Source organism: Streptomyces sp. NPDC059003 (assembly GCF_042740445.1).
Classification (GTDB): domain Bacteria; phylum Actinomycetota; class Actinomycetes; order Streptomycetales; family Streptomycetaceae; genus Streptomyces.
This window is the reverse complement of sequence record NZ_JBHYJH010000009.1, coordinates 68,917-82,015: the sequence shown is the minus strand read 5'-3', so window position 1 is coordinate 82,015 and position 13,099 is coordinate 68,917. Positions and strand designations below refer to the sequence as shown.

Genomic DNA, 13,099 nt, shown 5'->3' with positions numbered 1-13,099 from the left:
CCCGAGGACGGTGTGAGGGCCCGGAGCGTAGCGGCGCTGGGCCCGTGATCGGGCGGGAACGGTGAAGGCCCACCCCGACGGGGGCGTGGTGGGCCTTCGTGCCGGGCGCGACCCGGCGTGTGCTGTCCAGTGCGGCAGCCGCTCAGCCGTTCGGGGTGGTGTCGACGCTCCGGGGACGAGTTCGGGCTCGATGGGTCACTATCCGCAGGGCGGTGCCGCGGCCTGGTGGTGGACGTCGACCACCAGGGTGGCGGGTGTGGCCGGGCCCGACCATGCAGGTCAGCGCTGGGCACCTCGGGATGACGCTGGGCACCTCGGGATGACCTAGGCTCCGACGCTCGGTCGCCGGGAAGTCATATCCGGTGCGGTACGGCTCCGTCCTGCCAGCGGTAGAGGTCGCGCAGCAGGGAGATCTCAGCGCCGTGATGGATCAGCTCCCTGTTGACGTGCAGGATCCTGTTCTCCATGGGAAACCGCTCGGGACCCACCGCGGGCGGATTGTCCAGGTCGGCGTCCGAGAGCGTGCGGACCCCCGCGTTCCACCTCTCGTACACCTCATCGAGCTGTTTCAGCGCCTCGTCCGCGGTCCCCGCGTAGGCGAATGTCTCGGAGTCGACGTCCTGGCCGCCGAAGTACCACCCGACCCGATAGCCCAGGCACTGGACGATGATGTGCGCCAGCCGCCAGGCAATCGTGGTCACCGGTGCCGGCACCGGGCCAGGGGACGCGAAGTCCATCGTCAACTCCCCCGAACCCAGCGGCATCGGTGCGACCGACGTGCCACGTGGGCGGATGCTCCAGCAGCCGCGCACCGGCTCCCAGAAGTACTCCTCATCGGTAAGACCGTCCAGCCGCGGCCGCAGGTTCGTGCTCCAGTACCAGTCCAACTGCTCCGCGAGCCGCTCACTTCTTGTCATTTCCGCACACTACATACAACGCGGACCGGGCTGCGACCCTCGCGGACGCCCCCGTCTCCGAGGGCCGGGCGCACCGTGGTGGTGCGTCAGCTGCACCTGTTGAGGTGGGAGTGGGTGAGGTTGGTGTTCCAGCTGCCTACGTAGCCGGTCTTGCCGAGGCCGTCGTGCCGGGTCCAGTACATCCAACCCTGGAAGTAGCCGCTCCAGCGCTTGCAGGTGGCCAGTCCTGTGCTGCCGCGGGAGCCGGTCACGCCGAGCAGCGTGTTCCCGTCGACGTCGCCCCACAGGGGCGTGAGGGCGACGCGGAGGGCCTTCGGGGCGCGGGTCGCCAACAGTTCACCGGTGAGTCACCGGAGGTCGTTCTTCCTTTACCTGGCGCCGGGGTATGGCGTCCCCGAGCCTTCGAGTTGCGGCTGCGGGCGAGGACGGCGACGCGCCTGTACAGCCGTCGTAACGGTGCTTGTTCGAGCACCGTTACGACGGCCGAGGTGGTGCCGGGCCGGCCAGCGGGCCAGGTCACGCTCCGGGTGTCAGGCCCGGCGAACTGCGTGCCGTGTCCGCCAGGTTCAGCAGCGCTCCTGGCTCCCCCCGTCAGGCAGGAGCGTGTCCTTCACCCACCCCATCTGGGAGCCGCCCTGCTTGCGCAGGTGGGTTCAGGTGCCCTCGCTGTTGGTCGTGGTGTAGCAGTGGTAGTACACGTGGTCAGGGCGATTGAGCTGGAACAGCACGGTGCACGGTCCCCCGTCGCTCGTGGCGTGCGGGCCGGAGCGGACGCTGACGGCGGTGCGATCGATGTCCGCCTCGGCGTTGTCCTTGTCGGACCAGGAGTGGGAACAGCCCAGGATCCGCAGTTCCGGCGGCAGCGTCTGCGAGGACCGCGCGGCGTCGTCAGCCGCCTGGGCGGCGGGGACGAGACTGACCGCCGTACCGAGAACGGACGCACACGCCAAGCCGACGAACCACATGGGCTTGGGCATTCTCATCAGTGACCTCCTCTACGCAATGCCGCACGTCCCCGTCGACGTCGACGTGGTCGTTCGTGGCCGGTGTCGGCGGCAGGCTCGGATGGACTTGCTGGTATCGAGTTTTCGCTGGTCGTCGTTGTTCAGCAGCCTGGTTTCGCGGTGCTGAACAATGTGGCGGAGTCCGGTGCGGGTCCGGAGTGGCTGATGGGTGGCTTCCGGCGTGTTGCGGCGGCGTGGTGGGGTGGGCCGCGGGTGTCAGCCGGGGGCGCGCCGCGGTGCGTCGGCGGGGAAACGGGGAGGGCCGGATTGTGGGGCGTCGCGAGAAACCGTTGGATCCCGATGGCGGTCCGGTGGCGCGGTTCGCCCAGGAGCTACGGGAGCTACGCCAGCGGGCGGGAGGTCCGCCCTACCGTGTGATGGCCCAGCAGTCGGACTACTCGATCACTGCGCTGTCCCAGGCCGCTGCCGGGGAACAACTGCCTTCCTTGGATGTCACCTTGGCCTACGTCAAGGCCTGCGGCGCGGACGTGGGGCAGTGGGAACAGCGCTGGCGCGACGCCCGGAGCGAAGCCGACCACGTCCTCGTGGAGCCCGAAGATGCATCTGATGCGCCCTATCACGGGCTGGCCCGCTTCGAGCCGGGTGACAGCGGCCGCTTCTTCGGCCGTACTCGCCTGACGGAGGATCTCGTCGAGCTGGCCCGCACGCATCGCATCACCGTGGTCCTGGGGCCCTCGGGCAGCGGGAAGTCCTCCTTGCTCCGCGCCGGTCTAGTCCCCCGATTGCAGAGCACTTCCGCCTTCGTACCGCGTCCGGCGGCGATCCGGATCCTGACCCCCGGCCCATGCCCGGCCCGCCAGGCTAGCCACAGCGGTGCGCCGACGCGATCGTGAATCTTCGAACTCCTCGGCGGCATCCACACCTCTGCCCAGCCTATGACCAGGATGAATTCGCCCCTACCGCGGGTGTCAGTGCTGCGGGGCATACTCGTGCCGCCGCGCCATCCGGGCGCTGCCGGGAGGAAGGGAGCGACATGGCTGAGGTGCTGGTCTTCCATCATGGGCACGGGCTGACCGCGGGCGTTGGCGAGTTCGCCGAGCGACTTCGACGGGCCGGACACACCGTCCATGTCCCGGACCTGTTCGAGGGGCGGGTATTCGACAGCCTCGAGGAAGGCATGGGCTACGCCGAGAGGACCGGGATCGGCACGATCATTGCGCGCGGCACCGCCGCCGCCGAGGCGCTGCCGACGGAGCTCGTCTACCTCGGGTTCTCGCTCGGCGTCCTGCCCGCACAGAAGCTCTCTCAGACCCGCCCCGGCGCCAAGGGCGCGCTGCTGTTGGAGGCATGCGTGCCGGTTTCGGAGTTCGGCGGTGTCTGGCCCCAGGACGTTCCGGTCCAGGTCCACGGCATGGACGCGGATCCGTTCTTTGCCGGGGAGGGTGACGTGGACGCGGCCCACATGCTCGTCGAGACGGCGGCGGGTGCCGAGCTCTTCCTCTACCCCGGCGATACACACCTGTTCACCGACCGCAGCCTGCCCACGTACGACGAGCACGCCGCCGCCCAGGTCACCGACCGGGTGCTCGCGTTCCTCGACCGCGTCACATAGCCCGACCCACACATCTGCCGAAAGCTGCCGGACGCGCAGGGCAACACCGCACCGCCACTGGACACAGCTACGCGGGCCATAACGGTCGAGGAACCATCAGCGACGCCGCGGCGTTCGCGAAGGAGTTGACAGCCGTGGGCATCAACCTTCTCGATGTCTCCTCCGGCCCCGTGGTGCGGGACACGGCGGCCCGCGCGCCGGTGCGGGAGGGGGTCCATGCCGCGTTCGCGGACACCCTGAAGAGGACCTCGGCGCTCGCGGTCACCCCGGTCGGGCAGATCGGGGGTCTGTCACCGGCGGACGACCTCGTGGCGAGCGGCCGGGCGGACGCGGTGATGATCGGGCACGCGCTGTGCATCGCAGCCGCCGCCCGCAAAGATGACCGTGCCGAGAGATGACCGTGACAGAAGTGAAGGGACAGTCCGAGATGACCGCTGGGTTCAGGGCCGCCGCACCCCGTGAGGTTCAGCGTGGGGGCGATACGACGATTCGGTACACGGCGAGCGGCCCGGCCGACGGGCCGGCGCTGGTTCTCATCCATGGCTGGGCGTGCCACCGGGGCGACTTCGACGCGGTGACCCGCCATCTGCCCGAGGACTGCCGGGTGTTGGCGGTGGATCTCGCCGAGCACGGCGAGTCGCGGTCCACGCGGGCGGTGTGGACGATGGAGGAGTTCGCGCGCGATGTGATGGCCGTCCTTGAGGCCGAGTCGGTCGGCTCGGCCGTGGTGGCCGGGCACTCGATGGGCGGGGCGGTCGCCGTCGAGGTCGGGCGCATGCTGCCGGAGAAGGTCTCGCGTGTGGTCGCGCTCGACGCGCTGCACTACCTGGCTCTGTTCCCCGCGCAGGAAGAGGCCCGGGCCGAGAAGGTACTGCGGGTGTTCCGTGAGGACTTCCCCAGGGCGGTACGGAGCCTGGTCGAGGGAGGGACACCGCAGGGCACCGACCCGGCGCTGACCGAGGTCTACACGGCGAAGATGTCGCGTGTGCGGCAGCCGGCGGGGCTGCGTTCCCTCGAGGGCCTGGTGCGCTGGGACATGGACGCGGCGCTGCGCGAGACCACGCAGCCGATCACCGTGTTCGCGATTCGCGACCTGACCAGCCAGGAGGCCATCGACCGCTACCGGGGCCGCTTCGACGTCGTCCTCGTCGACCTCGGAACCCACCACTTTCCCGTCGAGTCACCCGAAGCCACCGCCAAGCTCCTCGCCGAGGCGGCGACCCGGTAGCGAGCGGCACATGCCGGTGTTGCCGGCACCAGCTTCAGGCCGAAGACAGCCGAGGGGTGTGCCCTAGAGTCGCCGCATGCGACGACGGACAGGACTGGCGATTGCCGGCGCTGCGACCCTGGCCTGGGGCGAGTGGTTGAACTGGCGCTGGTCTCGCGCTCTCACGGGAAACAGCGGAGGCTGTTCCGAGGCCGTGGTCGTGCTGGGCTTCCACAACCCCCAAGCCACGGCGAACTTCATCAACCGCTGGCGGGTCCGTGCCGGAATCCGCTCCATCGCCGCAGACGACGCGCGTGACACACGCCTGATCTTCAGCGGGGGTACGACCAGCGGTGGCACGACCGACGGGGGCGCCACGGAGGCCCAACTGATGGCCGACTACGCACAGTCGGCGCTCGCCTTCGACGGCACCGTACTCCTCGAAGGCAAAAGCACGACCACATGGGAGAACATCACGAACGTGATCCCTCTGCTCGAGGACGCCGACCGCATCAAAATCGTCTCCCAGCCGGCTCACGCGCTCAAAGCCCGCGCGTACTTGCGGCGGCAGCGCCCCGATCTCGCCGAGAGGCTCGTGCGGGCGGACGACTACCGCCCCGGCGAGTGGCTGGTCGTCAAACCACTGCTGGCTCTGTACGGACTGTGGACGCTCCGTGGCCTCAGGGGCGGCAAGTGAGTTGTGGCAAGTGAGTGGATGCCCGGGGACCTACTTCCACACGACGGCCACGACGGCTGCCGCCGCCGTGAACACCCCCACGGCATAGAAGGCCCACGGCTGCTTGTTGCGCATACCCACCAGCGCCGTCACCGCCACCAGGACGTCCAAGGCCAGCTTCACCCCCATCTTCGCCTCAACCACCGGCAGATCCAGGGACATTCGGGTCCCGATGAGCCCCGCACCGGTGACCAGCTGGACGACCGCGCTGCTCAGCATGTAGCTGCCCGTCACCGGGTCCTTCTCCCGCAGCTGGAAGAAGAGGCCGCCCAGGAGCGCGGCGAACCCGAAGAGGTGGAAGACGAGGAAGACGTTCCGAAGGATCTCCATGGCGGTGATCGTTCCACAGAGATAGAACAAATTGGCGATCTTTACAGGGGGACTCGACCACGCCTGCATCGCCCTCGCCGCAGACGGGAAACCGTCCCTGCGAACCCGTCGGCCTCGGCGAACGCCGTTGCCGACCTCGTTGCCAACCTCCGGTGAACTCCGTACAACCAGCTCCGCCCTTCGACGGTCACACCTGGCAAACCCGTACCCCGTCGCCCGTCCCCGTCGACCGAGTGGAGGCCTCCGTGCCGTACAGCCGCCGCATCCTGACGTACGCCATCTCAGCCGCGGCCGCGGCCACCGCCGGATTCGTCCTCCCGTCCGGTGCCGCCGCTGCCGCACCCCGTGCCGCCACGAGCGACTTCAACGGCGACGGCTACGCGGACCTCGCCGTCGGCGTCCCGGACGGGACCGTCGGCGGCCAGGCCAAAGCCGGGTACGTGAACGTCGTCTGGGGCGGCCCGAGAGGCGTCGGCGCCCACGGAAGCATCCGTGTCACCCAAGCCACTCCCGAGGTTCCCGGCTCCCCGGAGGCGGGCGACCGCTTCGGCGCGTCCGTGGCCCTCACGGACCTCAACGGCGACGGCATCGCGGAGCTGCTCGCCGGTGTCCCCGGCGAGGACGTCACCGACCGCGGCAAGGACGCGGGCATGGTCATCGCCGTGGGCGGTTCGAGGAACGGCCCGGGACCGGGGTCGACGGTCCTGACCGGGCCGTCGCCGTCGGCCGCGTACGGCTCATCGGTCGTGGCGGCCGACCTGACCGGCGGCAGCGACCACAACAAAGAGATCGTGGTCGGCGGGAAGGACAAGGTCGTCGCCCGTGTCATCCAGGGCGAGGACAGCATGGTCACCACCGTTGTCACCGCCCCCATGGGCGGCCGCGCCCCCGTCCTGGCCACCGGCGACTTCGACAGCGACGGCACGGCGGACCTGGCCGTGGCGTACTGGACCGCGGGCGACCCCAGCACGCAGTCCCACGTACGCCTGTGGAGGTGGGATGCCGACCGCTCCGAGATGGCCAACTTCTGGAACACGGACAACGCCGGCGTGACCGCCCTGGCCGCCGGCGACTTCGACGGCGACGGCCACGACGACCTGGCGCTCGGTGAATGCCGTGAGATCGCCGACGAGAACATCGACGACCCGTGCGGCCCCGAACACCTCGCCAAGGGCGGCGGCATCCACGTCCATTACGGAAGCTCCGCGGGCGGCTCGTTCGGGAGCCGCGCCCAGACCCTCAACCAGGACACGGCGGGTGTCCCGGGCGTGGCCGAGGACGGCGACCGCTTCGGCGCCGCCCTCGCTGTCGCCGATGTCAACCGCGACGGCCGCGACGACCTGGTCGCGGGCGCTCCCGGTGAGGCCATCGGAAGCAAAGCGGGGGCGGGCGCGGCCTGGCTGCTCCGCGGCGGCGCCAAGGGCCTGCTCGACGCGGGCGGCGCCGCCAAGTCCGTCACCTGGAACCAGGACACGCCCGGCGTCCCGGGCGTCGCCGAGGCGGGCGACACCTTCGGCGCGGCGGTCGCCGCGGGCGACCACAACGCCGACGGCGTACCGGATGTCACCGTCGGATCCCCTGGCGAGAACGCCTCCCTGGGCGCCGCATGGCTTCTCCCCGAGGGCTCGGCCAACGGCTCTGCGGCCTTCTCGCCCCGAACGCTCGGCCTCCCCTACCTGTCCACGCCCCAGAAGTACGGCAAGCCGCTGAACAGCCACTGAGTGCGTCCCACCGACGGTGCGCCCGCCCTCAGCGACGGCTCGGTGCCTTCAGGCTGCGGCTGCGGCTGCCGTACGGTCATGGCATCGACGCGAACTCGGGCAGCGTCAGGGCTGAGTGGGCCGGTCGTGCTGTCGTTGAGGGCAGGGTGACCAGGTCACGCAGCATGGTGTTGCGCTGCTCCAGGGCCCGTGCCGTGGTGGGGAAGAGCGTGGCCGCGCCGTTGTCGACCAGTGCCTGATTCATGGTGACGAACTCGCGTACGCCGCGTTCGTAGGCAGCGAAGGCCGCCGTGTGGTCCCGGTTCGTGGCCAGGGCGTTGGCGAGCATGTAAGCGCCGACCAGCGCGAGGCTCGACCCTTGTCCGGTGAGGAATGAGGGTGCGTACGCGGAGTCGCCGACGAGTGTGACGCGGCCGCTGGACCAGTGGGGCATGCGGATCTGACCGGCCGTGTCGAAGAACAGGTCGTCCGCGTCGTGCAGGGCGTTGACCATGGCAGGGACCTCCCATCCCGCGCCTGCGAAGGTCGCTGCGACCAGGTCCCGCTGGGCCTCGGGGTTCCGGAGGGCGTGGAACGGCGGTTGTGGTTGGTGAAAGTTCAGGAAGGCGTGCAGCTCGTCGCTGTCCTCGACGGCGTAGAGGGCCGCGGTTTTCCCCGGGGTGTTCCACAGCACGACCTCGTGCGCGAGGCCGAAGGTGTTCGGCATGGTGAAGACGGCGAAGCAGTAGCCGAGGTAGCGGTGGAACTGCTCTTCGGGGCCGAACAGGGACTCTCTGGTGCGGGAGTGCATGCCGTCGGCGCCGACCACCAGGTCGAACGTGCGCTGTTGCCCACTGCGGAAGGTGACGTCGACTCCTTCTTCGGACTGGTCGAGGGTCTCGATGGAGTCGCCGAACAGGAACTCCACGTCGTCGCGGACCAGCGCGTGGAGGAGCGCGGCCAGATCCCCGCGACGTACCTCGAGATCCTGTCCCTCGACGCTGCCGGCAACGGCGTGCGGACTGAGCGAGGCCACTTTGCTGCCGTCGGCGTCGAGGAAGGTGCAGCGACGCGAGTCGATGTGCGCGTCCTGCAGCTGCGGCAGTATCCCCATCCGCCGGACCACCTCGGTCGCGGTACCGCGGACGTCGATCGGGTAACCACCCGCGCGCAGCGCGCCTGCTTTCTCCACCACGGTGACCGCGCATCCGGACCGGGTCAGCCAGTACGCCAGGGCAGGTCCGGCGATACTGGCCCCGGAGATCAGAACCGTGCGCTGCGCGGGAGTACTCACGTCCATCGACAGACCGCTAGACATCATGCCTGGGCTCCTTTTTGGTGAGCTTTGGTGAGCGTGAAACGGACAACGAGCAGTGTCAGTACGGCGACGAGGCCGGCGGTGGCAAAACCCGTGACGAAGGCCGATTCGGTCGGCCGGCCCGTCATCGGGTCGGCCCCGGCGTCGAGGATGGCGCCGCCGACCTGGACGCCCAGGGCGACGCCGATCACGCGCGTCACCACGAGCAGGCTGGTGGCGATGCCGGTGTCCCTGGTGTCCACGGCGGTGGCCGCGCGGGTGAGCAACGCTGTGGTGCCGATACCCGCGGCGATCGCGGTCAGCACCTTGGCGAGAACGAGTTGCCATGCCGCGGCGTGCAGCGACGTGAGGGCGATCATCGTGGCGGCCGTGGCGACGGCGCCCACGACGAGCACGGCACGCAGTTTGAAACGCCGCGCCGCGATCCCGCCGACCGAATCGCTGACCGCCCCGGCGATGGCACCGGGCAGCAGCAACAGTCCGATGTCGGTGGTGCCGAGTCCGAAGCCGTATCCGTCGCCCGATATCGCGAACAGCTGCGGGAGCAGAAAGGTCACCATCCCGAAGCTGGTGGTGATGACCAGGGTGAGCACGCACGCATGCCACATGGCAGGCTTCGCCAGCATACGGAGGTCGACCATCGGCGAGGTTGCCCGGCGTTCGACGACGACCCATCCGGTCGCCAGGGCGGCCACGGCCACCACGACGGCACCGGCCGAGAGCGGCGACAACCCGGCGCCCGTCACCCTCACGAGCCCGAGCATGAACACGAGCAACGTGCCGCTCAGCAGCACCACGCCGGGCCAGTCGATCCTGCTGCCCGAATCGATCGGCGGATCATGCGGCATGAGCCGGGCCACGACCACTGTCGTCGCGGTGACCGCGATCGTCGGCAGCGCGAACATCCAAGGCCAGGACAGCCCTTCCGCGAGTGGCCCGGCAATCACCGTTCCCACCATGGCGCCGCCCGTGAACAGCGCCATGACCAGACCGATCGCCAGCTGTGCCGCGCGGGCAGGGAGGTGTTTGCGCACCAGGATGAAGGAGAGGGGCAGCGCACCCACCATGACGCCCTGCAACACCTGACCGAGCAGCAACACCGGAAGGTTCGGCGCCAGAGCGGCCAGCAGACCGCCGGCCGAGACCACGGCCATCAGCCGGACAAGGACCCGCTTTCCGCCGTAGCGGTCGCCGAGCTTGCCCGCGACGGGCGCGGCGACCGCACCGGTGATGAGCAATGTGTTGCCGATCAAGGCCCCTTCGGCAGGGCTGACCCCCAACTCACGTTGCAGCTGCGGGAGCGCGGGCTCCACCGCAGACTGCAGGGTGCCGAGGGCGAGGGCCAGGACGCCGAGGGCACCGATCGACAGCCTCCCCATGCGGACCGGGGCACCACAGCTTCGGACGTGGACGTCCTTTTCATCGTTTTCATCGTTGATTGCGGGCACGACTTCGGGCACGTGCGTGGAGTCGCTCGCCACCTGTTGATCACTCCAGACACCGCTGGGCCAAGGGGAATGCGCGGGATTCACGCGCCTCCCACACTCCCCTGCGGCGCCTCACCGGGCATCGTCCCCGGCCGCCGTCCTCCCCTGGTCCGCCCGGACCAGCCGCTCGTGTGTCCTGGTGCCTGCGCACCAGCGCGGACCTTGTCCCGGGGGATCCGCTGGGGCGTGGTGGAGCCGACCGTCGATCTGGAGGACGACCCCGACCTCACCGACAGAAGTTCCCGGGCAACCCCACGCGTTCCTATCGCACCCGCGAGCCCGTGCGCGTGCTTTCGGAGCTTCAGGGATGGGTCGGGCACTCCCCCGAGCAGATCCAGGCCATGCTGGACGGTCTTGCCGAGCTGCGCCGCCAGGGCATCGCCACGATCCTGGACTGACCGGGGGTGTTCCGTTACGGGCAGTAGAACCGGAACGAGGACAGCCTGTCGTTGTTGTACGCCTGGGGGGTCCCGAAGGCGTAGTCACCGGTCTGACCCCAGTGCCACCACTGCGCGAAGTCCAGGTCGGAAGGGTGGAGCTCCCCATTGGGGTCGTCCCAGAACTCCACCTGGCACTGCGAGTTGTTCAGCCAGGACGAGACTTGGTTGTCGGCCGGGTCCCCGTTCAGGAAGTGCGTGTTCGTCAGTCTCACTATCTTTGAGTTCCCGCCTGCCGCAGGCGGGGTGACGATGACCTTCGACCCCGTTCCGCCGCCGTTCTGGTAGAGGCACAGCGCCCATCCCGGGCAGCCGCTGTACGGAGGGTTGTCCGCGGCGGCCGGTCCCGCCGAGAAGAGCAGCGTCGCCGCGGCGGCCGCACTGGTGACAGCGGCAGCCGCCAGCTTGAAGGACTTCAGCATCATGGGTTTCCACTTTCTGGGTCGTGTCGAGGTCGTGCCGGGATCGCATCGAGGTCGATTGCGACTGAGCCCGTCGCGCTTGGGCTGGACCGAAGGTGATACGTGTGAGCACGAGGCGCAGAGCGCACGTTAGCAGAAGATACGTGTGCCGGTGCCGTGACATGTCAGCGACCGGCCACGGCAAGGGCGCGCGTCAGGACACACTCTCCCCGCATCACCTGCCCAGGAAGTGATGGATCGACAGGCGTCACCCCATGCCGTCGACTTCGAGGATCGCGTCGGTGAAAGCCCCGGGCTGCTCCTGAGGAAGGTTGTGTCCCGCGCCTGGGACGACGTGATGCACCCAGGGGCCCGAGAAGTGAGCGGCGTACCCGCTTCCGTCGGTCGGCGGGATGACGCCGTCGGCCTGACCGTCCAGCGTGACCGTGGGGACGGTGATCTCCGGCTGGCCCAGCAGCCTCCGCTCCAGTCGGGCATACCGGCGGTCACCAGGGGCGGCGCCCAGGCGGTGCCGATAGTTGTGGATCACTACGTCGACGTAGTCGGGGTTGGCCCAGAGCTCCGCCGCCTCCGCGAACTCGGCCTCGGTGAACTGCCATTCGGGCGAGTTACGGCGCCAGACGACGCGCGCCAGGCCCTTCCTGTCGCGCTGGAGTCCCTGCCGCCCGCGCTCGGTGAGGAAGTAGAAGAAGTACCAGAAGCCCTCCTCCAGCGCGGGGGCCAGGGGCTGTTGGGCGACGGCGAGGTTCTGGATGAGGTAGCCGTTCACGGAGACGAGGCCGGTGCAGCGCTCGGGCCACAGTGCGGCGGCGACGTCACCGGCCCGCCCGCCCCAGTCGTATCCCGCGAACAGGGCCCGCGGAACGCGCAAGGCGTCCATGAAGGCGACCAGGTCCGCGCCGAGCGCCGCCTGCTGACCGGACCGGAAGGTGTCCCCGCGCAGGAAGCGGGTCTGTCCGTGGCCGCGCAGATAGGGGAGGTAGCAGCGGTACCCGCGCCGTGCGAGTGCGGGCGCCACCTCGGCGTAGGAGCCGACGGGGCTGAAGGGCCAACCGTGCAGGAGGATCACCGGCTTGCCGTCGGCCGGGCCGACGTCGTGATAGGCGATGTCCAGTACGTCGGTACGGGTCTGGCGTACCGGTCCCAGACCGCGCGCGGCCTGCCCGGCCGGGGCGCTGACCGCGGCCGCATCCGTACCCGGAGCCACAGCCGTACCCGCCGCCGCTGTCGCCGCCACGGCCTGAGTCAGTTTCCGCCTGCTGATCATCTTGCGTCCTCGCCTTCGATCCGGGGTGTACGAGACTGCGCACGCATGCATCGATCATCACCGGCCTAACTGGTGACGAAAGCATGCTACGGGCATCCCGGCGTCAGGCAACCCCGCCTGGAGCCGACGATGCGAAAAGGTATGCGACTTCCTCCACTCACACGTGTGACTGGATTCGATCTCACCGACACATGACTGGACATGTAAGAGTTCACCACCGGCCGCGCTCGCCCGGACAGGGCGTGCCCATGTCTGCGCCGGTCCACTCACACACGAAAGGGTGTGTTTCATGTTCACCCCCAGGTCGAAACTTCGTAGCGCCGCCGCTGCCGCCACCGTGGCCGCGGCTCTCATCGGCATCGGGGCCGGGACGGCGAACGCCGCCGACTGGCCTCCGTTGCGGGAAGGTGCGTACCTCTACTCGGGCACCCACGGAACGGGGACGGTGTCGAAGGTCGACCTCGGCGACTTCGGCACGTGTCACACGCTGGCGACGCCGGCCCGCTCCGTCCAGGTCGTCTCCGGCTCCGCGTCCGTGGTGCTGTACCCCAAGGCCGACTGCGGCGGCGCCTCCTCGTGGGCGACCGGTTCTCTCGCGCAGTCCGATCTCCCGTGGGCAGCGCTGAGTTACCGCGTGGTCCCGGCGTAACGACACGACGGGACGTCGACGACCCGTCCGCCTGTGGTCCGCACCGGCGCCT

Annotated in this window: 15 protein-coding genes and 1 pseudogene; 8 read left to right on the top strand and 8 right to left on the bottom strand. The window is 69.4% G+C overall.

Annotated elements, in window-relative coordinates; all coding sequences use genetic code 11:
• Positions 1–353 precede the first annotated feature (353 nt).
• The 3 genes from ACFWZ5_RS07020 to ACFWZ5_RS07010 form a co-directional block, all read right to left on the bottom strand.
• A complete protein-coding gene (locus ACFWZ5_RS07020; RefSeq protein WP_384785002.1) occupies positions 354–917 on the bottom strand; it encodes a DinB family protein in 564 nt (187 codons plus the stop codon).
• A gap of 86 nt (positions 918–1,003) precedes the next feature.
• A complete protein-coding gene (locus tag ACFWZ5_RS07015) occupies positions 1,004–1,249 on the bottom strand; it encodes a hypothetical protein (RefSeq protein ID WP_384785005.1) in 246 nt (81 codons plus the stop codon).
• A gap of 321 nt (positions 1,250–1,570) precedes the next feature.
• On the bottom strand, positions 1,571–1,900 hold the full coding sequence (locus ACFWZ5_RS07010; protein WP_384785008.1) for a hypothetical protein: 330 nt from the start codon (positions 1,898–1,900) through the stop codon (positions 1,571–1,573).
• Between the two features lie 2 nt (positions 1,901–1,902).
• On the opposite strand from ACFWZ5_RS07010, the gene ACFWZ5_RS07005 reads away from it, so the two are divergent.
• From ACFWZ5_RS07005 to ACFWZ5_RS06985, 5 genes are all read left to right on the top strand, one after another.
• On the top strand, positions 1,903–2,775 hold the full coding sequence (locus tag ACFWZ5_RS07005) for a helix-turn-helix domain-containing protein (RefSeq protein WP_384890501.1): 873 nt from the start codon (positions 1,903–1,905) through the stop codon (positions 2,773–2,775).
• A gap of 140 nt (positions 2,776–2,915) precedes the next feature.
• Entirely contained in the window at positions 2,916–3,494 is a 579-nt protein-coding gene (locus ACFWZ5_RS07000; RefSeq protein WP_384785011.1) for a dienelactone hydrolase family protein, read from the top strand.
• A 134-nt stretch (positions 3,495–3,628) separates the two neighbouring features.
• Complete coding sequence (locus ACFWZ5_RS06995; protein ID WP_384785014.1) at positions 3,629–3,892, top strand: hypothetical protein; 264 nt, start codon at positions 3,629–3,631, stop codon at positions 3,890–3,892.
• Positions 3,889–4,722, top strand: coding sequence for an alpha/beta fold hydrolase (locus tag ACFWZ5_RS06990; protein ID WP_384890499.1), 834 nt, complete (start codon positions 3,889–3,891; stop codon positions 4,720–4,722). Before ACFWZ5_RS06995 ends, ACFWZ5_RS06990 begins: the two co-directional genes overlap by 4 nt.
• Positions 4,723–4,798: 76 nt before the next feature.
• Positions 4,799–5,398: a YdcF family protein gene (locus tag ACFWZ5_RS06985; RefSeq protein WP_384785020.1), complete on the top strand. Its 600-nt coding sequence runs from the start codon at positions 4,799–4,801 to the stop codon at positions 5,396–5,398.
• A 30-nt stretch (positions 5,399–5,428) separates the two neighbouring features.
• On the opposite strand, the gene ACFWZ5_RS06980 is transcribed toward ACFWZ5_RS06985, so the two are convergent.
• The gene (locus ACFWZ5_RS06980; RefSeq protein WP_384785023.1) at positions 5,429–5,767 is read right to left on the bottom strand and encodes a hypothetical protein; all 339 of its coding nucleotides are present in this window, start codon (positions 5,765–5,767) and stop codon (positions 5,429–5,431) included.
• Between the two features lie 245 nt (positions 5,768–6,012).
• Here ACFWZ5_RS06980 and ACFWZ5_RS06975 point away from each other — a divergent pair, with 245 nt between their 5' ends.
• Positions 6,013–7,488: an FG-GAP repeat protein gene (locus ACFWZ5_RS06975; protein WP_384890497.1), complete on the top strand. Its 1,476-nt coding sequence runs from the start codon at positions 6,013–6,015 to the stop codon at positions 7,486–7,488.
• A gap of 76 nt (positions 7,489–7,564) precedes the next feature.
• On the opposite strand, the gene ACFWZ5_RS06970 is transcribed toward ACFWZ5_RS06975, so the two are convergent.
• Together ACFWZ5_RS06970 and ACFWZ5_RS06965 are read right to left on the bottom strand one after the other, a co-directional pair.
• Positions 7,565–8,788 (bottom strand): FAD-dependent monooxygenase, encoded by a 1,224-nt coding sequence (locus ACFWZ5_RS06970; protein WP_384785029.1) that lies wholly within the window; start codon positions 8,786–8,788, stop codon positions 7,565–7,567.
• The gene (locus tag ACFWZ5_RS06965) at positions 8,785–10,164 is read right to left on the bottom strand and encodes an MFS transporter (RefSeq protein ID WP_384785434.1); all 1,380 of its coding nucleotides are present in this window, start codon (positions 10,162–10,164) and stop codon (positions 8,785–8,787) included. The genes ACFWZ5_RS06970 and ACFWZ5_RS06965 overlap by 4 nt, the downstream gene beginning before the upstream one ends.
• Before the next feature lie 239 nt (positions 10,165–10,403).
• On the opposite strand from ACFWZ5_RS06965, the pseudogene ACFWZ5_RS06960 reads away from it, so the two are divergent.
• Positions 10,404–10,547 (top strand): annotated as a pseudogene (locus tag ACFWZ5_RS06960) (hypothetical protein); the annotation flags it as partial.
• Between the two features lie 137 nt (positions 10,548–10,684).
• On the opposite strand, the gene ACFWZ5_RS06955 reads toward ACFWZ5_RS06960, so the two are convergent.
• Positions 10,685–11,134 (bottom strand): peptidase inhibitor family I36 protein, encoded by a 450-nt coding sequence (locus ACFWZ5_RS06955; protein WP_384785032.1) that lies wholly within the window; start codon positions 11,132–11,134, stop codon positions 10,685–10,687.
• A gap of 244 nt (positions 11,135–11,378) precedes the next feature.
• On the bottom strand, positions 11,379–12,398 hold the full coding sequence (locus ACFWZ5_RS06950) for an alpha/beta fold hydrolase (protein ID WP_384785035.1): 1,020 nt from the start codon (positions 12,396–12,398) through the stop codon (positions 11,379–11,381).
• Positions 12,399–12,687: 289 nt separating this feature from the next.
• On the opposite strand from ACFWZ5_RS06950, the gene ACFWZ5_RS06945 reads away from it, so the two are divergent.
• Positions 12,688–13,047: a hypothetical protein gene (locus tag ACFWZ5_RS06945; protein WP_384785038.1), complete on the top strand. Its 360-nt coding sequence runs from the start codon at positions 12,688–12,690 to the stop codon at positions 13,045–13,047.
• The last annotated feature ends 52 nt before the right edge of the window (positions 13,048–13,099 follow it).

Coding starts and splice junctions, on each gene's coding strand:
- ACFWZ5_RS07020 (WP_384785002.1), bottom strand. CDS start 917: ATGACAAGAAGTGAGCGGCTCGCGGAGCAGTTGGACTGGTACTGGAGC.
- ACFWZ5_RS07010 (WP_384785008.1), bottom strand. CDS start 1,900: ATGAGAATGCCCAAGCCCATGTGGTTCGTCGGCTTGGCGTGTGCGTCC.
- ACFWZ5_RS07000 (WP_384785011.1), top strand. CDS start 2,916: ATGGCTGAGGTGCTGGTCTTCCATCATGGGCACGGGCTGACCGCGGGC.
- ACFWZ5_RS06990 (WP_384890499.1), top strand. CDS start 3,889: ATGACCGTGACAGAAGTGAAGGGACAGTCCGAGATGACCGCTGGGTTC.
- ACFWZ5_RS06985 (WP_384785020.1), top strand. CDS start 4,799: ATGCGACGACGGACAGGACTGGCGATTGCCGGCGCTGCGACCCTGGCC.
- ACFWZ5_RS06980 (WP_384785023.1), bottom strand. CDS start 5,767: ATGGAGATCCTTCGGAACGTCTTCCTCGTCTTCCACCTCTTCGGGTTC.
- ACFWZ5_RS06970 (WP_384785029.1), bottom strand. CDS start 8,788: ATGATGTCTAGCGGTCTGTCGATGGACGTGAGTACTCCCGCGCAGCGC.
- ACFWZ5_RS06965 (WP_384785434.1), bottom strand. CDS start 10,164: ATGGGGAGGCTGTCGATCGGTGCCCTCGGCGTCCTGGCCCTCGCCCTC.
- ACFWZ5_RS06955 (WP_384785032.1), bottom strand. CDS start 11,134: ATGATGCTGAAGTCCTTCAAGCTGGCGGCTGCCGCTGTCACCAGTGCG.
- ACFWZ5_RS06950 (WP_384785035.1), bottom strand. CDS start 12,398: ATGATCAGCAGGCGGAAACTGACTCAGGCCGTGGCGGCGACAGCGGCG.
- ACFWZ5_RS06945 (WP_384785038.1), top strand. CDS start 12,688: ATGTTCACCCCCAGGTCGAAACTTCGTAGCGCCGCCGCTGCCGCCACC.